This window comes from Mycobacterium talmoniae (assembly GCF_001854525.1).
Taxonomy (GTDB): domain Bacteria; phylum Actinomycetota; class Actinomycetes; order Mycobacteriales; family Mycobacteriaceae; genus Mycobacterium; species Mycobacterium talmoniae.
Map to the genome: position 1 here is coordinate 1 of NZ_MLQM01000054.1, position 18,099 is coordinate 18,099.

Below are 18,099 nucleotides of genomic sequence, written 5' to 3' on the forward strand. Positions count from 1 at the left end.
GCGCAAGAAAGCAGGCATCAGAAACCACGTGACGCCCCGCGACACCAGCGCTGCTGAGCCCCCTAGTTCCCAGGTTCGCAGCAACATCAATGTTCCGCCCGACCTCGTCGTGGGTTTGCTGGGTTCGGCCGACGAAAACCTGCGCGCCTTGGAACGCGTGCTGACCGCGGACCTGCATGTGCGGGGCAACGCCATCACGCTGTCCGGGGAGCCGGCCGACGTGGCGCTGGCCGAACGGGTGGTCTCCGAACTGCTCGCGATCGTGGCCGGCGGTCAGCCGCTGACCCCCGAAGCGGTGCGCCACGCGGTGGCGATGCTGACCGGCACCGGCAGCGAATCCCCGGCCGAGGTACTCACCCTGGACATCCTGGCCCGGCGCGGCAAGACGATCCGGCCGAAAACGCTGAACCAGAAGCGCTATGTCGACGCCATCGACGCGCACACCATCGTGTTCGGCGTCGGCCCGGCCGGCACCGGCAAGACGTATCTGGCGATGGCCAAAGCGGTCAGCGCGCTGCAGACCAAACAGGTCACCCGGATCATCTTGACCCGTCCCGCGGTGGAATCCGGTGAGCGCCTGGGGTTTTTGCCCGGCACCCTGAGCGAGAAGATCGACCCGTATCTGCGCCCGTTGTACGACGCGCTCTACGACATGATGGATCCCGAGCTGATCCCCAAGCTGATGAGCGCCGGGGTGATCGAGGTGGCGCCGCTGGCCTTTATGCGGGGTCGCTCGCTCAATGACGCGTTCATCATCCTGGACGAGGCGCAGAACACCACCGCCGAGCAGATGAAGATGTTTTTGACCCGGCTGGGCTTCGGATCCAAGATTGTGGTCACCGGCGATGTCACCCAGATCGATCTGCCCGGGGGCGCGAAATCGGGTCTGCGGGCGGCCATCGACATCCTCGAGGACATCGACGACATCCATATCGCCGAGCTGACCAGCGCCGACGTGGTGCGCCACCGGCTGGTGTCGGAGATCGTGGACGCCTACGAACGCCACGAAGCCAAATTCGAGGGGCCCGGCCTGGGCATGAACCGAGCCGCGCGGCGCACCGCAAACTCCCGCGGGGCCGCCCGCACCCGCCGGTGAGCCCGCGATGAGTATCGAGGTATCCAACGAATCCGGCCTCGACGTCTCCGAAGTCGAACTGGTTAGCGTCGCCCGGTTCGTGCTGTCCGCGATGAACGTCAACCCGGCCGCCGAACTGTCCATGGTGCTGGTGGACACCGCCGCGATGGCCGACCTGCACATGCGGTGGATGGATCTGCCCGGCCCCACCGACGTGATGAGCTTCCCGATGGACGAGCTGGAGCCGGGCGGGCGCCCCGACGCCCCCGAGCCGGGCCCGTCGCTGCTGGGCGACATCGTGTTGTGCCCGGAGTTCGCCGCCGAGCAGGCCACCGCCGCCGGTCATTCGTTGGGTCACGAGCTGGCGTTGCTGACCGTGCACGGGGTGCTGCATCTGCTGGGCTACGACCACGCCGAACCGGACGAGGAGAAGGAGATGTTCGCCCTGCAGCGTCGACTCCTCGAGGAGTGGGTCGCCGATCAGGTCGAGGGTTACCGCAAGGACCGCCAGACCGAGAAGGATCAGCGGTTGCTGGACAAGTCAAGGTATTTCGACGAACCGTGAGCGGACTGGGGCTGCTGCTCGGCGTCATCGCGCTAGTGTGCCTGGGTGGGTTATTCGCGGCGATCGACGCCGCGATCGGCACGGTGTCGTTGGCCCGGGTCGACGAACTGGTCCGCGAGGAGCGGCCCGGCGCGGTGCGGCTGGCCCGGGTGATGGCCGAACGCGCCCGCTACATCAACCTGGTGGTGTTGCTGCGGATCACCTGCGAGATCACCGCGACGGCGCTGCTGGTGTTTTTGCTGCACGCGGTGCTCGGCCTGGACTGGGGGCTGTTCGCCGCCGCCGCGGTCATGGTGGTCACCAGCTTCGTCGTCATCGGGGTGGGGCCGCGGACCCTGGGGCGGCAGAACGCCTACTCGATTGCGCTGGCGGCAGCGCTTCCGCTGCAGGTGATTTCGGTGCTGCTGGCGCCGATCAGCCGGCTGCTGATCGTGGTCGGTAACGCGCTGACCCCGGGTCGCGGCTTCCGCAACGGTCCGTTCGCGTCCGAGATCGAGCTGCGCGAGGTCGTCGACCTGGCCCAGCAGCGCGGCGTGGTCGCCGCCGACGAGCGCCGCATGATCCAGTCGGTGTTCGAGCTCGGCGACACCCCGGCGCGCGAGGTGATGGTGCCGCGCACCGAGATGGTGTGGATCGAACACGACAAATCCGCCGGCCAGGCCACCTCGCTGGCGGTCCGCAGCGGGCATTCTCGCATCCCGGTGATCGGCGAAAACGTCGACGACATCCTCGGCGTGGTGTTTCTCAAAGACCTTGTGCAGCAGACGTATTACTCCACCAACGGGGGACGGGACACCACCGTGAGCCAGGTGATGCGCCCGGCGGTGTTCGTCCCGGACTCCAAACCGCTGGATGCGCTGCTGCGCGAAATGCAGCGCGACCGCAACCATATGGCGTTGCTGGTCGACGAGTACGGCGCGATCGCCGGGCTGGTCACCATCGAGGATGTGCTGGAGGAGATCGTCGGCGAGATCGCCGACGAGTACGACGTGGGGGAGACGGCGCCGGTCGAAGACCTGGGCGACAACCGGTTCCGGGTGTCGGCGCGGCTGCCGATCGCCGACGTCGGCGAGCTGTACGGGGTGGAGTTCGACGACGACCTCGACGTCGACACGGTGGGCGGGCTGCTGGCCCTGGAACTGGGCCGGGTGCCGCTGCCGGGCGCGGAGGTAACCTCACACGGACTGCGACTGCACGCCGAGGGCGGCCCCGACCACCGTGGGCGGCTGCGCATCGGTACGGTCCTGGTCAGCCCGGTCGAATCCAATGGTCAGGAGGCCTGATGCCCGAGCCGCTCGACGCCGAGGACACCAAGCTGGTGGTGTTGGCTCGGGGTGCGATGGGGCGGACCGAATCCGACAGCGGGGCGGCGGTGCGCGACCTGGACGGGCGCACCTATGCTGGCGCGCCGGTGCGGCTGGCGGCGCTGACGTTGACCGCGCTGCAGGCGGCGGTGGCCGCGGCGGTGTCATCCGGCGCGGCCGGGCTGGAGGCCGCGGTGCTGGTCGGCGGCACCGCCGACGACGCCGGGGTGGCCGCGGTGCGCGAGCTGTCGCCGACGGCCGCGGTGATCGTCACAGACCGCGCCGGATCCCCGTTATGACGTGCCGGACGCCCGTTATGCCGCTGACTGTGTCGGGCGCCCGTTATGACGCCGAACGTGCATCCATGGCGGCTTTTCGGCCGAAATCCCGCCATGGATGCACGCTCGGCGAGGGGGCAGACACATCCGGCGAGGGGCCACCACGGTGACTGAGTTCCGGTCGGGGTTCGTGTGTTTCGTCGGTCGCCCCAACACCGGCAAGTCGACGCTGACCAATGCGCTGGTCGGCGCCAAGGTGGCGATCACCTCGAATCGGCCGCAGACCACCCGGCACACCATCCGCGGCATCGTGCACCGGGAGAACTTCCAGATCATTCTGGTCGACACGCCCGGCCTGCACCGCCCCCGCACGCTGCTGGGCAAACGGCTCAACGACCTGGTCCGCGACACCTACGCCGAGGTCGACGTGATCGGGTTGTGCATCCCGGCCGACGAGGCGATCGGGCCGGGGGACCGCTGGATCGTCGAGCAGATCCGCGCGGTCGCGCCCAAGACCACGCTGCTGGTCGTTGTCACCAAAACCGACAAGGTGTCCCGCGACAGGCTGGCCGCCCAGCTGGTCGCCGTCAGCGAACTCGCCCCGGAAGCCGAGATCGTGCCGGTGTCGGCGGTGTCCGGCGAGCAGGTCGACGTGCTGATCGACGTGCTGGCCGCGGCGCTGCCGCCCGGCCCGGCGTTCTACCCGGACGGGGAGCTCACCGACGAGCCCGAAGAGGTGCTGATGGCCGAGTTCATCCGGGAGGCCGCGCTGGAGGGGGTACGCGACGAGCTGCCGCACTCGCTGGCGGTGGTGATCGAGGAGGTCCGCCCGCGCGAAGACCGCGACGACCTGATCGATGTGCACGCCAACCTCTACGTCGAGCGGTCCAGCCAGAAGGGCATCGTGATCGGCAAGGGCGGTGCCCGGCTGCGGGAGGTGGGGACCACCGCGCGCCGCCAGATTGAGAAGCTGTTGGGCACCAAGGTCTACCTGGACCTGCACGTCAAGATCGCCAAGAACTGGCAGCGCGACCCCAAACAGCTGGGCCGGTTGGGCTTTTGAGCGTTTGCCGGGCGTTAGCATGTGTGCGCTGCGCCGATATCACCGACGGAGGTCACCATGCGGTATAGGTCGCGCTACAGCGGGATCATCGGGGTGGTTGTGTTGGTGTGGCTGCTCATCGGGGCGGTCGCGGCCTACCAGCGTGGCTATTTCACCGCCGGCGGCACCAACTGCGCCACCGCGGGGAGCATCGCGCTCACCGTGCTCGCCGGGCCACTGAACTACGGCGGGGTCAACCCCAACATCACCTGCCATCTGCCGGAACCCAGTGCGATGAGACCGGCCAACGTCGGGGAGTTGTCATGATCGGCCTCGGGGTCATCCTGGTCATCGTCGGGTATCTGCTCGACATTCAGATGGTGTGGGCGCTTGGCGTCGTCTCGTTGGTCATCGGCGCGGTGCTCTGGATCCTGGGCAAGCTGGGTCGCCCGGTCGCGGGCCGCCGGCACTGGTACTGACCGCTGTTCACCGCGTCGGTGAGCCCGCCGGGCGGGCCGCATCGGCATGGCCGCCGAAGCATTTACAACGTAAACCCGCGGTGGTTATGCTCGCATGCGGTGGTCGCATTCCTCGCCTGTTGAGCGCCATGGCGACCTCAACCACAGGAAGGCCAACGATGAAACCCCTCGCATTCGCTGCGATCGTGGCAGCCACCTTGTTGTTCAACGGCTGCTCCGCCTCCAAGGTCGTCAACACCGGCGGCGACACCAAATGCAAGGACTTCACCACGCAGGACGAGAAAAAGCAGAACGACGAGATCAGCAAGATGCTCAAGGACAGCGGCGGCGCAGAACCCAACAACCTGCAAATCACGACCACCCGGCTGTCGGTGATGACCTACTGCCAAACGCTCGGCAAGGAGGACAGCAAGATTTCCGAGGCGCCGCACGGCTGACCGGCCGCCGAGCCAGCCCGTCCCGGCGAGCGGCGCGAGATCTTGCCCATCGATGGATTTGTGGCCAAGATTTAGCGCTATGGGAAGCGGCCACCGCCGCGCCGAACCGCACACGGTTGGGGGATGATCGCGCTGGACGGCCACGACGACGAGACCCTCGCTGACCCCATCGACCCCGAGACGTCCGCGACGGAGTCCGGTGGCGCGTCCGACGGTCACCGACGGCTAAGCCGCGCCTTTATCCTCGACGCCGCCATCGACCTCATCGATCGCGACGGCTTGCCCCAGCTGACGATGCGCCGGCTGGGCGCCGCCTGTGGGGTGGAGGCGATGGCGCTATACCGGTACGTGCACAGCCGCGGCGACCTGCTCACCGGGATCGTCGACCACCTCGTGGACCGGCTGCACGCCGAGCAACTCACCGCACGTCGCCAAGAGGACGGGTGGCAGGACTACCTGGTCCGCCTGGCCCACGGGGTACGCCACGTCGCGCTCCAACATCCGGAGGTGTTTCCGCTGTTGGCGACCCAGGCCCCCGAGGCGCCCTGGGTGCGGCCCCCGCTGCGCAGCCTGCGCTGGATGGAAACCTTCCTCGACACGTTGATCTCGTATGGCTTCGACGACACCGCCGCCGTCGCCGCGTACCGCACCTACACCACGTTCCTGCTGGGACAGCTGCTGCTGGAGGTCTCGGCTCACGGTGCCGAACTGCACCCCGACGAAGCCCTCCTCGACAACGAGGCGCCCCCGAAACCCAAACGGGACCTGTCGAATTACCCGCACCTGCAGCGTCTGCAACCGATGCTGTCCCAAGACCACCGCACCGCCGAATTCGAAGAAGGCCTCGAAGCCCAGCTCGACCGGCTCGAACTGCTGGTGGCCCGCCGCTGATTCAGGGCCCGACTTCTGGCGTCCCACACCACCACCTGTTTACAGCGTTATCGGCCTGGGTTTACAGTGTATACGCCACGGGCCGTGCTTTATCCGCGGAGCGCCTCGACATTGGCGCGGGCCGACAGGTGCGCGGCGGCAGCGAATCAAATCGAACTGCGAGTCAACAGGGGATACGAAAGTGCGCGTGCGTCTGGTCGTTGGTTTGCTCAGCAATGTGGTGATGGCGGCGTCGGCGGTGTCGGGCGTGGCGGCCCCCGTCGCGTCCGCGGCGCAATGCCCGGATGTGGAGGTGGTGTTCGCCCGCGGCACCGGCGAGCCGCCCGGTGTCGGCCCGACCGGCCAAGCCTTCGTCAACGCGCTGCGCCCGCGGGTCGGCGCGAAATCGTTTGGGGTGTACCCGGTCAACTACCCGGCCACCGATCAGTGGGGCACCGGTGTGGAGGGCGTTCGCGACGCGGGCGCGCATGTCGTGTCGATGGCTGGTAGCTGCCCGCAGACCAAGATGGTGCTCGGCGGGTTTTCTCAGGGCGCGGCCGTGATGGGTTTTGTGACCTCGGATGCCGTCCCCGATGGGGTGGATCCGGCCACCGTGCCCAAGCCGCTGGCGCCGGAGGTCGCCGACCACGTCGCCGCGGTGGTGTTGTTCGGCACCCCCAACCAGCGGGCGATGAGTTTCCTCAACCAACCGCCGGTGGTGATCGGGCCGCAGTTTACGGCCAAGACCCTGGAGGTCTGCGCACCCGAGGACGCGGTGTGCTCCGAAGGATTGGACTTCGCCGCGCACAACTCCTATGCCGACGGCGGGGACAGCGTCAACCAGGGAGCGGCGTTCGCCGCCAACCACCTTCACTAAAAGACGCACATGGGTAGCGATCCCACTTCGGGGCCACACCACGACGGCGGCCGGATCCTCGACGCCGCCGAGGGGGTCTTGGTCGCCCTGCGCCGGTGCACCCTGGCGGAGGCCTTCAACGAACTCGCGCGCACGGCCCGAGAGCACCGGCTTCCAGCATTGAGCCTGGCCCGCGCGCTGGTTGCGGTGGCCGAAAACCAACCCCGGCAGGAACTCAACCTGGACGCCGTCGAGGTGGTGCGCAACGTCTGGGGCAATCTGCTGGATCGCCTGCGCGATCGTCGCGATGGTGCCGGGCCGATGGCGCACCAACGGCCGTGAGGCCGGCTGGGCTGTTAACTCACCGGTTGTGCTGGGGGCAGTAGGCCGCGACCGAGGCCCCCAAAAACGCGCCGGCCTGCCATTCCAGCAGCGTGGGGTTGTCCGAGATCATCAGCGACAAGATGTCCTTGTCGGGCTTGTCGTCGTCCAGCGCCTGGCACACCCGCTGCGCGTAGGAGATCGCGGCGTCCGGCGAGGTGTAGGTGATTTGCGCCTGGTCGAGGGTGTGCAGGAACTCGGTGTCGGTGGGCCCGGTGGCGTGCGCAGGCGACGCTAGCGTTACTCCCAGACCGACCAGCGGGGCGAGCAAGTTAGCAAGTCTCATTATTGCGTTGAGTTTAGCGGGGGCGGCCGCGGCATCCGCACCCGCGCGGCTATGAGCGTGCTCACGAAACGCCGGTGTGCCACCACACCTTGGGCTGTTTGGCCGCCCAGCCGCTGACGGCCTCCAGTTCGGCGGCCAGCGAGATCAGCATCGGCTCACTGTTGGCCGGCCCCATCAGCTGCACCCCGATCGGCAACCCGTCGGAGGTGAACCCGGCCGGCACGTTGATCGACGGCCAGCCCAGCACATTCCACGGCCAGGTCACCGGGCACGCTGCGATCATCGCCCGGTCGGTGTCCAGGCTGCCCAACCCGTCGAAGGCGTGCACCGCGGGCGGCGGCTGCGCGGTGGTGGGCGCCAGCACCACGTCCACGATCCGGAAGATCGACCCCACCCGGCGCTGATCGGCGGCCTCGCGGGCGCGCGCCTGGCGCAGCACCGCCTGCGACAGCAGCCGCCCGGTGCGCATATTGGCCACCGTGCGCCGGTCCAGGGCGATGTCGTCGCCGAGCCGCTCGGCCCAGTCCAGCAACCCCGCCGTGGACCGGGCCAAAAAGTTCCACGACAGCCGCACCCCGTAGTCCGGGTTGCCGGAGACCACAGTGTGGCCCAGCAGCTCGAGCTGCTCGGCCACCCGGTGCAGCGCCGCGGCGATCTGCGGGTGCAGTTTGGCCGGGAACACGGTGTAGGGAAACTGGGTCGACACCGCGATCCGCAGCTCCCCGGCGGCCCGGCCGACGGAGTCCGACATCGTCACCGGCGGCGGCTTGTGCAGGTCTCCGTCGACGTTGCCGGAGGCCGCGTCGAGCACCAGCGCCGCATCGGCCACGGTGCGAGCCAACACCCCGTGCACGGTGATGCCGTTGAACGCCTCCGGCCACGGCCAGGTGGAGATGCGGCCCCGTTGCGGCTTGATGCCGACCAGATGCGTCCACGCCGCCGGGATTCGGACACTGCCGGCCCCGTCGGACCCGATCGCCGCGGCGACCAGGCCGGCGGCCACCGCCGCGGCGCTGCCACCCGACGAGCCGCCCGGGGTGTGCCGGCGCGACCACGGGTTGCGGGTGTAGCCGAACCCGGGTCCGCTGGTGAACGGCCACTGCCCCAGCTCACAGGTGTTGGTTTTCCCGACGATCACCGCGCCGGCGGCTTTGAGCCGGCGCACCACCTCGGCGTCGGCGTCGGCCGGCCGCACCGACTCCGAGACATACCCGGAGCTGCCGTAGGCGGTCGGCACCCCGGCGATGTCGGTGTCGTCCTTGACCGCGATCGGCACCCCCAACAGCGGCGCGGTGTCCCCGGCGGCCCGGCGCTTATCGGCCTCCGCGGCGTCGGCCAGCGCCGACTCGGTGAGCACCACCCGGAACGCGTTGAGGGTGGACTGGCTGGCGTCGATGGCGTGCAGCGAGCGCCGCACCATCTCGACCGAGCTCATCTCGCGGCTGGCCAGCTGGTAGAGCTGGTCGGTCAGGGTCGGAAAGCGGCGATGGACAGTCATCTCTGACGAGGGTATCGGCGCGCATCCGCGGCGACGGTGCGACGTGATGCCAGACTGGTGTGATGCGGTTGTATCGGGACCGGGCGGTGGTGTGCCGCCAACACAAGCTCGGTGAAGCCGACCGCATCGTCACCCTGCTGACCCGCGACCACGGGCTGGTCCGCGCGGTCGCCAAGGGGGTGCGCCGCACCCGCAGCAAGTTCGGCGCCCGCCTGGAACCCTTCGCGCACATCGACGTCCAACTGCACCCCGGCCGCAACCTGGACATCGTCACCCAGGTCGTGTCGCTGGACGCGTTCGCCACCGACATCGTCAGCGATTACGGCCGCTACACCTGCGCGTGCGCGATCCTGGAGACCGCCGAGCGGCTCGCCGGCGAGGAGCGGGCCCCGGCCCCCGCGCTGCACCGGCTCACCGTCGGCGCGCTGCGGGCGGTGGCCGACGGGCAGCGGCCCCGGGAACTGGTGCTGGACGCCTACCTGCTGCGGGCGATGGGGGTCGCCGGATGGGCGCCGGCGCTGACCGAATGCGCCCGCTGCGCCGCGCCGGGCCCGCACCGGGCGTTTCACATCGCCGCCGGCGGCAGCGTCTGCGTGCACTGCCGCCCCGCCGGGTCCACCACGCCGCCGCTGGGGGTGCTGGACCTGATGTCGGCGCTGCACGACGGGGACTGGGAGGCCGCGGTGGCGGCGTCGTCGGCGCATCGCAGCCAGGCCAGCGGTTTGGTGGCCGCCCACCTGCAATGGCACCTGGAACGCCAGCTGCGGACATTGCCGCTGGTGGAGCGCCCCTACCGGGCGGATCGCGAGGTTGCCGACCGGCGTGCGGCGCTAGTCGGGCAGGATGTGCCCCATGGCGAAACGGGTCAGCAGCGCGTGGGCTGAGCGCAGGAAGAAGACCGCAGACTTCCCGCAGCTGCCCCCGGCGCCCGACGACTACCCGGTGTTCCCGGATACCTCGACCTGGCCGGTCGTGTTCCCCGAGCTGCCCCCGACGCCGGGCGGCGGGCCGCGCCGCCCCCCGCAGCACACCTCCAAGGCGGCGGCCCCGCAGATCCCCGCCGACCAGGTGCCCAACCACGTCGCCGTCGTGATGGACGGCAACGGGCGGTGGGCCACCCAACGCGGCCTGCACCGCACCGAGGGCCACAAGATGGGGGAGGCGGTGCTGATCGACATCACCTGCGGGGCCATCGAAATCGGGATCAAGCACCTGACCGTGTACGCGTTCTCCACCGAGAACTGGAAGCGCTCCACCGAGGAAGTGCGCTTTTTGATGGGCTTCAACCGCGAGGTGGTGCGGCGCCGGCGGATCAACCTCGACGCGATGGGGGTGCGGATGCGCTGGGTGGGGTCGCGGCCCCGGATGTGGCGCAGCGTCATCAAGGAATTCGAGATCGCCGAGAACATGACGCTGGACAACGACGTCATCACCGTCAACTACTGCGTCAACTACGGCGGCCGCGCCGAAATCGCCGAAGCCGCCGCCGATATCGCCCGCGAAGCGGTCGCCGGCAAGCTGAACCCGGACCGGATCACCGAGGCCACCGTCGCCAAGCACCTGCACCGCACCGACATCCCGGACGTGGACCTGCTGATCCGCACCTCCGGTGAGCAGCGGTCGTCCAACTTCATGCTGTGGCAGGCCGCCTACGCGGAGTTCATCTTCCAGGAAAAGCTGTGGCCCGACTATGACCGCCGCGACCTGTGGGCGGCGTGCGAGGAGTACGCGTCGCGGCACCGCCGGTTCGGGAGCGCGTGATGCCGTCCCTGCAGGAGCGCCTTGCCTTGGTCCTGGCCGAGGTGCTGCCGGTCAGCGAGGAGGCCGACGGCGCGCTGACGGTCAACTACGGCGGCACCCTGGCGTCGCTGCGGGTGGTGACCATCGCCGAGGGGCTGGACCTGGTGTCGCTGACCCAGGTGCTGGCCTGGGATCTGCCGCTGAGCAAGAAGATCCGCGACCGGGTGGCCGAGCGTGCGCGCACCACCCAGCTGGGCACGGTGACCCTGGTGGAGAAAACCAGTGCGACGGCCGCCAAACGCAACTCGGGTAAGACCGCCGACGTGCTGCTGCGCTACAACTTTCCCGGATCCGGCCTGGTCGACGACGCGCTGCGCACCCTGGTGCTGCTGGTGCTGGAAAAAGGTGTCGACATCCGCGGCGAGCTCACGTCGTGACGCGAGCGTGCGTGTCCCCGGTCGACACGCCGCGTGAAATCCCGGTTTTGCGCACGCTCGGCGCCCCGGATGCGCCGGTTACGACTGGCAGTCGGCGCAGGTGCCGAAGATTTCGATGGTGTGGTTGACGTCGGAGAAGCCGTGCTCGGCGGCGATGTCGGTGGCCCAGGTCTCGACCTGGTTGCCCTCCACCTCGACGGTGGAGCCGCAGCTGCGGCACACCAGATGGTGATGGTGATGCTCCGAGCAGCGCCGGTAGACGGCCTCGCCGGTGTCGGTGCGCAGCGTGTCGACCAGGCCGGCGGCGGCCATCGACTGCAGGGTGCGGTACACGGTGGTCAGGCCGATGTTCTCGCCGCGGCGGCGCAGCTCGTCGTGCAGCTCCTGGGCCGAGCGGAAGTCCTCGATGCTCTCCAGCAGCGCCGAGATCGCGGCCCGCTGCCGGGTGGACCGCACCCCGGTGCTGGTCACGGTCTGTCCTCGCCGGCGTGCGCGACGGCGTCGACGACGATGTGGGCGAGGTGATGGTCGGCCAGCCGGTAGAGCACCTCGCGGCCGGACCGCTCCCCGGCGACCACCCCGGCCGCCTTGAGGATCTTCAGGTGCTGGCTGACCAGCGGCTGCGGCACCCCCAGCGCGTCGACCAGCTCGTGCACGCAGCGCTGGGATTCGCGCAGCTGCAGCACGATGGCGATCCGCACCGGCGCGGCCAGGGCCCGCAGCAGTTCGCCGGCGGCCTCGAGGATCTCCCGCGGCGGCGACGCGGGGAACGGGGTGCTGGTGTGCTGATGGTCGGCCGGCGCGGAGCCCAGGTCGGCATCGGCCGCCGTAGACGTGACGGGAGACATCTCAACCACCTTCGCGCGGGACCGTCGGCCCAACGGCCAAACTATTGGAAATCGTTTTCAGCAGGATTCTACTGTTTCATGCACGATGACGCATGTCAAAGCGTGTCGGGGGCTTCAGCGCTGGTCGCTACGATGGCTGATGCTCTCCGTGGCGGCGGCCCCGCCGCCACGGTCCCCCTGGCAGCGAAAGACAGGAGTGCATCCACTCGTGGCGTCCGTCATCGATACCGTCGTCAACCTGGCGAAACGCCGTGGCCTGGTCTACCCGTCCGGCGAAATCTACGGCGGCACCAAATCCGCGTGGGACTACGGGCCGCTGGGGGTGGAGCTCAAGGAGAACATCAAACGGCAGTGGTGGCGTTCGGTGGTGACCGCCCGCGACGACGTCGTCGGCCTGGATTCGTCGATCATCCTGCCGCGGGAGGTGTGGGTGGCCTCCGGGCACGTCGAGGTGTTCCACGACCCGCTGGTGGAGTGCCTGAACTGCCACAAGCGGCACCGCCAGGACCACATGCAAGAGGCGTACGCGCTGAAAAAGGGCCTGGATAACCCCGACGATGCCCCGATGGGCGAGATCGTCTGCCCGGACTGCGGCACCAAGGGACAGTGGACCGAGCCGCGCGAGTTCAACATGATGCTCAAGACCCATCTCGGGCCGATCGAAACCGAGGAGGGGCTGCACTATCTGCGCCCGGAGACCGCGCAGGGCATCTTCGTCAACTTCGCCAATGTGATGACGACCTCGCGGCGCAAACCGCCGTTCGGCATCGCGCAGACCGGCAAGAGCTTCCGCAACGAGATCACCCCGGGCAACTTCATCTTCCGCACCCGCGAGTTCGAGCAGATGGAGATGGAGTTCTTCGTCGAACCCTCGACCGCGCCGGAGTGGCACCAGTACTGGATCGACGAGCGGCTGGCCTGGTATGTCGATTTGGGCATCGCCGCCGAAAACCTGCGGCTGTTCGAGCATCCCCAGGACAAGCTGTCGCACTACAGCGACCGCACCGTCGACATCGAGTACAAGTTCGGTTTCCAGAACAACCCGTGGGGCGAGCTGGAAGGGGTGGCCAACCGCACCGACTTCGACTTGTCCACCCACGCCAAGCATTCCGGTGCCGACCTGTCGTACTACGACCAGACCACCGAGGCCCGCTATGTGCCGTATGTGATCGAGCCGGCGGCCGGGCTGACCCGCTCGTTCATGGCGTTTTTGATCGACGCCTACAACGAGGACGAGGCACCCAACGCCAAAGGGGGAGTGGACAAACGCACGGTGCTGCGGCTGGACCCGCGGCTGGCGCCGGTGAAGGCCGCGGTGTTGCCGCTGAGCCGGCACGCCGACCTCTCGCCGAAAGCCCGCGACCTGGCCGCCGAGTTGCGCAAATGCTGGAACGTCGACTTCGACGACGCCGGCGCGATCGGGCGCCGCTACCGCCGCCAAGACGAGATCGGCACCCCGTTCTGTGTGACGGTGGACTTCGACACCCTCGACGACCAGGCCGTCACGGTGCGCGAACGCGACCAGATGACCCAGGAGCGGATCGGCCTCGACGCCGTCGCCGATTACCTGGCCGCCAAGCTCAAGGGCTGCTAAGTCCCGTCCTGCGCGAGCGTGCGTGTCCCCGGTCGACACGCCGCGCGTGTCGCCGGGTCCACGCACGCTCGTCATCCACAGGGCTGACTACCGGCGCGGGGCCGCAGCCTGCACGATCCAGCCATGACCGAACTGGACGCCCTGCTAGCCGGCCAGGGCGGCGTCGCCACCACCGCGCAACTGGTCGACCGCCTGGGCCGGGCCGCATTCGAAACCCGCGTCGCCCGTGGGGAACTCGCTTGGGTGTGGACCGGCATCTACGCGCAAACGGACCCCGATCCGTTGCTGCGGCTGCGCGGCTTGGATCTGCGCGCCGGTGAACCCGTCGCGATCTGTCTTGGAACCGCCGCCGCCGCTTACGGATTCGACACCGAGGACGTCGTCGACCTGCACGTGCTGAACCCGGCCGGGCACCAGCTGCGGGGCTCCGACGGTCTGGTCGTGCACCGTCGCGAGGGTGCACCGCTGGGCCTGGTCGACGGTCGGCCGGCCACCGCGCCGGCTTGGACGGCCGTCGAAGTCGCGCGCGGGCTGCGCCGACCCCGCGCCCTGGCCACCCTGGATGCCGCGCTGCGCAGCGCCACCTGCGATCGGCGGCAGCTGCGCGCGGCGGCGGCCCGCCAGGCCGGGCGGCGCGGCATCGTCCACGTGCGGGAGCTGATTCCGCTGGCCGCGGCGGAGTCGGAATCGCCGATGGAAAGCGAGGCGCGGCTGGCGATGCACGACGGCGGGCTGCCGCCGCCGGTGCTGCAGTACGAGATCGTCGACCGCAACGGGCGGACGTGGCGGGTCGACTTCGCCTGGCCCGACCGGCGGGTCGCCGTCGAATACGAGGGCTTCGACTGGCACAGCGGCCCCGACGACCTGCGCCACGACCGGCAAAAGCGGGCCGCGCTGCAGGAGATCGGCTGGAGCGTGCTGTCGATCGTGGCCGACGACGTTCGGCGTCGGTCCTGGGAGATGGTGCGCCGGATCGACGTGCAGTTGGGCCGCGCGCGGGCGGCGTGAGCGTGCGCAAATCCGGTGATTGGCCCGGTGTGTCGGCCGGGGACACGCACGCTCGCGGCAAACGGGACCCGCGCGCTCGCGGCAAACCCGCCTCAGAACCTGCCGCCGCCGCCGAAGAAGCCGCCGCCGGAGGAATCGGAGCCGCCGAAGGAGGTGGGGCTCCAACCGCCCCCGGAGCCGCCGCCGAAGCCGCCGCGCATCCCGCCGCTGAGGATGTTGCCGATGATGATCCCGCCGAGCATCGCGCCGGTGTTGTCGCCGCCGCCGTAGCGCCCGTAGTAGGCCTGCTGCGCGGACTGCGCGTCGGCCTGGGCCAACGACTGCGCCTGCGCGGCCAGCGTGGCCGCGCTGTGGGCGTGCGCGATCGCGCTGGACACGTCGGTGGAGCGTCGGCTCTGCGCGGCGTCGAGTTGCCGGCTGGCCTCGGCGAGCCGGGTGCGGGCCTCCGGCCCGATGCTGCCGCGCCGGGTGTCGATGTAGTCCGACACCGCGCGCACCCGCGACTGGGCGCTGAACAGCGCCTGCTCCAGCGCGCGGTTGAGCCGTTCGGCGGCGGCCTGCTCCTCGGCCAGCACCGCCAGCAGCCGGTCCAGGTCCGCGTCGGCCTTGGTCACCTGCATGAACGCGCCCAGCGGGTCGGTGGAGCGGCGGGCGTTGTCGACGGCGGTGACCGCGGCGGCGCGGGCGGCGGTCAGTTCGGCGCGGTGCGCCCCGGCGCCCTGCGGCAGCAGCGCGTCGGCGTGCTCGATCCCGGCCTGGATATCGGTGATCGCCGCCGGCAGGGCCGCCACCGCGTGCCGGATGTCGCTGGCCGCGCTGTCCACCGCGTCCAGCAGCGCCCCGGCCTGCCCCAGCGCGGCTTCGGCGGCGCGGACCGCGTCGACCAACTCGCTTTGCTGGCCGGCGACCGGCCGGGCCGCCACCTCCCGGGCGCGGGTGATGTTGCGGTCGGCGAAGGACAGCCGCTCGCCGGCGGTGCTGACATTGCCGGCCACCGAAGCCAGTGCGGCGGCGTCGAATTCCTTGCGCAACTCGGTCAGGTGTTGCTCGCCGTCGGGAACCCGGGCGGTCAGCTCGACCAGCCGCTGGGTCAGCCCGTCCAGCCGGGACGGCGCGTTGATCACCAGGTCGCGCAGCTGCTCGAACGCCTCCCGCTGCGCCTCCAGTTCGCGGTCGGCCTTGGCGGCGGCGACGATCACCCGGGTCAGCAGCTCGCGGCGCTGCGCCGGGGTCTCGGGGATGGCGTCGTCGAGCTGTTGGCGCACGTTGAACGCCTGGGTCAGCGCCGCCTTGGCGGCACTCACGGCCTGGCTGAACGGCTCGGTGCGCGCCGCCCCGAATTCCTCGATCGCCAACGCCAGCTCGTTGGTGCTGGTGCGCAACGCGTTGTCGACGTCGACCACCATCTCCCGGGACAGGCCGTCGAGCGCGTGCAGCGGCACGTCGGCCAGTGCCCCCGCGTCGGTGGGATCGACCTTGCGGGCCGCGGTCAGCTCGGCGGCGCGGCGGCGCTGGCGTCGGTAGCGCAGCGCGACCACCAGCACCACGCCGACGACCAGCACCACCCCCAGCGCGATCAGCAGTGACCACCAGTCAAAGGTGGTCGAGGTTGACTGGCCCAGCCCGTCGGCGGCGGCCACCGCCGCGCCGGCCCAGTCGCCGCGGTGCAGCGCGGGCTCGATCTGGTTGCGGCGCAGCTCGTCCACTTGACCGGAGCTGACGTTCTTGATTGCCGTGGGCACCAAAAACGCGTAGCTGCGGTCGTCGGTGGCCACCGCCAGCAGCGCGTCGTGGTCGCTGAGGTAGTTCATGCGGATGGTGTCGCGGGCCCAGCTTTCCGGGGATTCGCCGGAAAAGTTGTGCACGTAGACCACCCAGAGGCGAACGTGGCGCTCGGTGTAGAGGCTGTCGACATGACCCCACACCTGGCCGCGGCTGATGCTGTTCAGCACGCCGGCGTTGTCGGTGATGTAGTCGGTCAACCGAGCCGGTGGGTCCGCCGCGCCGGCCGGTGCCAGCAGGGCCCCCGCGGTCAGAAGCGCCAGGATGGTGCCGAGCAGCCGGGCTACGCGCATGCCTGTCAATCTAATGCGCAACCCGCGGGTCGGCCGGTTGATCACGTGCACCCCGCCGGGTCGCTCTATGCTCACGGCGTGGTGAGGATGAGGCAGGTGCTGACTGCCGCGGCGGTGGCCGTGACGCTGGCGGGCTGTACGACGACCGTGTCCGGTTCGGTGGCGCAGCGCACCGAAGCCGCCCAGGGCGGTGTCGACGTCGCGCTGTTGGATCCGGGAAATTTTCCGACCAAACCGCAGCCGCCGTTCGGCAACGCCGGTGACCCCGCGAAAGGCGCAGGTCTGGAAGCGCGTCGCATGGCCGGTAATGTGCTGGGCCCCTGGGAGGTGGACCCCAGCTTGGTCACCGGAATGGGCGAGGTGGAAGACGCCGCCACGTTGAACGTCGGCGACGAAGCCGGCGCCGGGGACGTGGTGGCCGCCCACAACTTCGTCACCGGGTTCAGCAGCTACCGGGCCGACAACTCGGGGTCAGGTACCGGAATCCCGACGCGGCGCAAGTCGTTGCGGAATGTGGTGCTGCGGTTCGCCAGCCCCGAGGACGCCGCGGCCGCGGCCACCGAACTGGCGGACAAGGGCGCCAGTGTGAAGTCGTCGTTCTCCGACGAACCGACCGTGTATCAGCCCGTTCCGATTCCCCGCTACCCGGACGCCAAGGGCTCGTCGCACAACTGGGATGTGCTCGGGCACTGGGCGGTGAAATCCTTCATCGCCCACGGCCCCTACGTCCTGTACCAGTACGCAACGGCTCAAGACGGCGCCGACGCGGCCGCGGAGTTGATCGCCACCACCCTGGATAAACAGGGCCCGTTGATCGACCAGTTCCAGCCCACCCCGGTCGATCAGCTCGCCAACCTGCCGATCGACCCGGGTGGGGTGCTGGCCCGCACCGTTCCCCGCCCCGCCGACAACCCGCTGATGTACGGGGCCGGCGGGGTCTACGACGCGCACGGGCAGCTGCATTTCGATGGCGACCCGGTCCGGTCGCGGACAATCTTCGATGCGGCACAGCTGCAACTGGTCGCCAAAGCGTTTACCAACGTCTACCAAACCCCGGACGCCGCCTCGGCGAAGAAGATCGTCGACGGCTTCGCGGGGGAGATGACCGACGCCCAATTTGGTCCGGCCGCGGCGATCAAGGGGTTGCCCGACGCGAAATGCTTGGCGCACAAAGATCAGACCGCGTCCTCCTTCTACTGCGTCGCGGTGGCCGACCGTTACGCCATCGAGGTGTCGGGCAGCCAAGAGCCGGTGGTGCACCAACTGGTGTCGGCCCAGTACCTGATGTTGACCAGCAAATGAGCCGTACCCGGCTTTGGCAGACTA

22 protein-coding genes are annotated in these 18,099 nt (G+C 69.4%); 17 read left to right on the plus strand and 5 right to left on the minus strand.

The annotated features are described in order from the left end of the window. The first annotated feature begins 28 nt into the window (after positions 1–28). The 11 genes from BKN37_RS12020 to BKN37_RS12065 all read left to right on the plus strand — a co-directional run bounded on the left by BKN37_RS12020 (position 29) and on the right by BKN37_RS12065 (position 7,248). Positions 29–1,096, plus strand: a complete 1,068-nt coding sequence (locus BKN37_RS12020) for a PhoH family protein (protein WP_071026033.1) — start codon at positions 29–31, stop codon at positions 1,094–1,096. Positions 1,097–1,103: 7 nt separating this feature from the next. Continuing rightward, positions 1,104–1,640, plus strand: coding sequence for an rRNA maturation RNase YbeY (gene ybeY / locus BKN37_RS12025; RefSeq protein WP_071026035.1), 537 nt, complete (start codon positions 1,104–1,106; stop codon positions 1,638–1,640). Beyond that, positions 1,637–2,923, plus strand: a complete 1,287-nt coding sequence (locus BKN37_RS12030; RefSeq protein ID WP_071026037.1) for a hemolysin family protein — start codon at positions 1,637–1,639, stop codon at positions 2,921–2,923. The genes ybeY and BKN37_RS12030 overlap by 4 nt, the downstream gene beginning before the upstream one ends. After that, positions 2,923–3,243, plus strand: coding sequence for a cytidine deaminase (locus BKN37_RS12035; protein ID WP_071026039.1), 321 nt, complete (start codon positions 2,923–2,925; stop codon positions 3,241–3,243). The genes BKN37_RS12030 and BKN37_RS12035 overlap by 1 nt, the downstream gene beginning before the upstream one ends. Before the next feature lie 145 nt (positions 3,244–3,388). Beyond that, positions 3,389–4,285, plus strand: a complete 897-nt coding sequence (gene era / locus BKN37_RS12040; RefSeq protein ID WP_071026041.1) for a GTPase Era — start codon at positions 3,389–3,391, stop codon at positions 4,283–4,285. Between the two features lie 57 nt (positions 4,286–4,342). Then, positions 4,343–4,591 carry a hypothetical protein gene (locus BKN37_RS12045; RefSeq protein WP_071026043.1) on the plus strand — a complete coding sequence of 83 codons (249 nt, stop codon included), beginning with the start codon at positions 4,343–4,345 and terminating at the stop codon, positions 4,589–4,591. Further along, the gene (locus BKN37_RS29165) at positions 4,588–4,743 is read left to right on the plus strand and encodes a DUF6131 family protein (RefSeq protein WP_095407064.1); all 156 of its coding nucleotides are present in this window, start codon (positions 4,588–4,590) and stop codon (positions 4,741–4,743) included. Before BKN37_RS12045 ends, BKN37_RS29165 begins: the two co-directional genes overlap by 4 nt. 158 nt (positions 4,744–4,901) lie before the next feature. Then, complete coding sequence (locus tag BKN37_RS12050; RefSeq protein WP_071026045.1) at positions 4,902–5,180, plus strand: hypothetical protein; 279 nt, start codon at positions 4,902–4,904, stop codon at positions 5,178–5,180. Between the two features lie 123 nt (positions 5,181–5,303). Further along, complete coding sequence (locus BKN37_RS12055; RefSeq protein ID WP_083341739.1) at positions 5,304–6,071, plus strand: TetR/AcrR family transcriptional regulator; 768 nt, start codon at positions 5,304–5,306, stop codon at positions 6,069–6,071. Between the two features lie 223 nt (positions 6,072–6,294). After that, the gene (locus tag BKN37_RS12060; RefSeq protein WP_071026085.1) at positions 6,295–6,927 is read left to right on the plus strand and encodes a cutinase family protein; all 633 of its coding nucleotides are present in this window, start codon (positions 6,295–6,297) and stop codon (positions 6,925–6,927) included. A 9-nt stretch (positions 6,928–6,936) separates the two neighbouring features. Further along, positions 6,937–7,248 (plus strand): ANTAR domain-containing protein, encoded by a 312-nt coding sequence (locus BKN37_RS12065; RefSeq protein WP_071026047.1) that lies wholly within the window; start codon positions 6,937–6,939, stop codon positions 7,246–7,248. Between the two features lie 19 nt (positions 7,249–7,267). On the opposite strand, the gene BKN37_RS12070 is transcribed toward BKN37_RS12065, so the two are convergent. Both BKN37_RS12070 and BKN37_RS12075 read right to left on the minus strand, forming a co-directional pair. After that, positions 7,268–7,573 (minus strand): DUF732 domain-containing protein, encoded by a 306-nt coding sequence (locus BKN37_RS12070; protein WP_083341740.1) that lies wholly within the window; start codon positions 7,571–7,573, stop codon positions 7,268–7,270. A gap of 61 nt (positions 7,574–7,634) precedes the next feature. Beyond that, on the minus strand, positions 7,635–9,071 hold the full coding sequence (locus tag BKN37_RS12075) for an amidase (RefSeq protein WP_071026050.1): 1,437 nt from the start codon (positions 9,069–9,071) through the stop codon (positions 7,635–7,637). A gap of 62 nt (positions 9,072–9,133) precedes the next feature. On the opposite strand from BKN37_RS12075, the gene recO reads away from it, so the two are divergent. From recO to BKN37_RS12090, 3 genes are read left to right on the plus strand one after another with little or no spacing between them, the layout of a single operon-like run. Continuing rightward, positions 9,134–9,955, plus strand: coding sequence for a DNA repair protein RecO (gene recO / locus BKN37_RS12080; RefSeq protein WP_071026052.1), 822 nt, complete (start codon positions 9,134–9,136; stop codon positions 9,953–9,955). Beyond that, positions 9,924–10,832 (plus strand): decaprenyl diphosphate synthase, encoded by a 909-nt coding sequence (locus BKN37_RS12085; protein ID WP_071026055.1) that lies wholly within the window; start codon positions 9,924–9,926, stop codon positions 10,830–10,832. The genes recO and BKN37_RS12085 overlap by 32 nt, the downstream gene beginning before the upstream one ends. Further along, a complete protein-coding gene (locus BKN37_RS12090) occupies positions 10,832–11,248 on the plus strand; it encodes a hypothetical protein (protein ID WP_071026057.1) in 417 nt (138 codons plus the stop codon). The genes BKN37_RS12085 and BKN37_RS12090 overlap by 1 nt, the downstream gene beginning before the upstream one ends. A gap of 78 nt (positions 11,249–11,326) precedes the next feature. Here the strand turns inward: BKN37_RS12090 and BKN37_RS12095 are convergent, their stop codons facing one another. Then, the gene (locus BKN37_RS12095; protein WP_071026059.1) at positions 11,327–11,719 is read right to left on the minus strand and encodes a Fur family transcriptional regulator; all 393 of its coding nucleotides are present in this window, start codon (positions 11,717–11,719) and stop codon (positions 11,327–11,329) included. Further along, a complete protein-coding gene (locus BKN37_RS12100; protein ID WP_095407065.1) occupies positions 11,716–12,096 on the minus strand; it encodes an ArsR/SmtB family transcription factor in 381 nt (126 codons plus the stop codon). Before BKN37_RS12100 ends, BKN37_RS12095 begins: the two co-directional genes overlap by 4 nt. A gap of 196 nt (positions 12,097–12,292) precedes the next feature. Between BKN37_RS12100 and BKN37_RS12105 the strand changes: the two genes are divergently transcribed. After that, positions 12,293–13,690: a glycine--tRNA ligase gene (locus BKN37_RS12105; RefSeq protein ID WP_194074147.1), complete on the plus strand. Its 1,398-nt coding sequence runs from the start codon at positions 12,293–12,295 to the stop codon at positions 13,688–13,690. A 123-nt stretch (positions 13,691–13,813) separates the two neighbouring features. Further along, positions 13,814–14,698 carry a PDDEXK family nuclease gene (locus tag BKN37_RS12110; protein ID WP_071026064.1) on the plus strand — a complete coding sequence of 295 codons (885 nt, stop codon included), beginning with the start codon at positions 13,814–13,816 and terminating at the stop codon, positions 14,696–14,698. A 92-nt stretch (positions 14,699–14,790) separates the two neighbouring features. Here the strand turns inward: BKN37_RS12110 and BKN37_RS12115 are convergent, their stop codons facing one another. After that, positions 14,791–16,773, minus strand: coding sequence for a TPM domain-containing protein (locus BKN37_RS12115; protein WP_071026066.1), 1,983 nt, complete (start codon positions 16,771–16,773; stop codon positions 14,791–14,793). Positions 16,774–16,869: 96 nt separating this feature from the next. Here BKN37_RS12115 and BKN37_RS12120 point away from each other — a divergent pair, with 96 nt between their 5' ends. Further along, positions 16,870–18,075 (plus strand): DUF7373 family lipoprotein, encoded by a 1,206-nt coding sequence (locus BKN37_RS12120; protein WP_083341741.1) that lies wholly within the window; start codon positions 16,870–16,872, stop codon positions 18,073–18,075. The last annotated feature ends 24 nt before the right edge of the window (positions 18,076–18,099 follow it).

Coding starts and splice junctions, on each gene's coding strand:
- ybeY (WP_071026035.1), top strand. CDS start 1,104: ATGAGTATCGAGGTATCCAACGAATCCGGCCTCGACGTCTCCGAAGTC.
- BKN37_RS12035 (WP_071026039.1), top strand. CDS start 2,923: ATGCCCGAGCCGCTCGACGCCGAGGACACCAAGCTGGTGGTGTTGGCT.
- BKN37_RS12045 (WP_071026043.1), top strand. CDS start 4,343: ATGCGGTATAGGTCGCGCTACAGCGGGATCATCGGGGTGGTTGTGTTG.
- BKN37_RS29165 (WP_095407064.1), top strand. CDS start 4,588: ATGATCGGCCTCGGGGTCATCCTGGTCATCGTCGGGTATCTGCTCGAC.
- BKN37_RS12050 (WP_071026045.1), top strand. CDS start 4,902: ATGAAACCCCTCGCATTCGCTGCGATCGTGGCAGCCACCTTGTTGTTC.
- BKN37_RS12055 (WP_083341739.1), top strand. CDS start 5,304: ATGATCGCGCTGGACGGCCACGACGACGAGACCCTCGCTGACCCCATC.
- BKN37_RS12060 (WP_071026085.1), top strand. CDS start 6,295: ATGGCGGCGTCGGCGGTGTCGGGCGTGGCGGCCCCCGTCGCGTCCGCG.
- BKN37_RS12065 (WP_071026047.1), top strand. CDS start 6,937: ATGGGTAGCGATCCCACTTCGGGGCCACACCACGACGGCGGCCGGATC.
- BKN37_RS12070 (WP_083341740.1), bottom strand. CDS start 7,573: ATGAGACTTGCTAACTTGCTCGCCCCGCTGGTCGGTCTGGGAGTAACG.
- BKN37_RS12075 (WP_071026050.1), bottom strand. CDS start 9,071: ATGACTGTCCATCGCCGCTTTCCGACCCTGACCGACCAGCTCTACCAG.
- recO (WP_071026052.1), top strand. CDS start 9,134: ATGCGGTTGTATCGGGACCGGGCGGTGGTGTGCCGCCAACACAAGCTC.
- BKN37_RS12085 (WP_071026055.1), top strand. CDS start 9,924: ATGGCGAAACGGGTCAGCAGCGCGTGGGCTGAGCGCAGGAAGAAGACC.
- BKN37_RS12090 (WP_071026057.1), top strand. CDS start 10,832: ATGCCGTCCCTGCAGGAGCGCCTTGCCTTGGTCCTGGCCGAGGTGCTG.
- BKN37_RS12100 (WP_095407065.1), bottom strand. CDS start 12,096: ATGTCTCCCGTCACGTCTACGGCGGCCGATGCCGACCTGGGCTCCGCG.
- BKN37_RS12110 (WP_071026064.1), top strand. CDS start 13,814: ATGACCGAACTGGACGCCCTGCTAGCCGGCCAGGGCGGCGTCGCCACC.
- BKN37_RS12115 (WP_071026066.1), bottom strand. CDS start 16,773: ATGCGCGTAGCCCGGCTGCTCGGCACCATCCTGGCGCTTCTGACCGCG.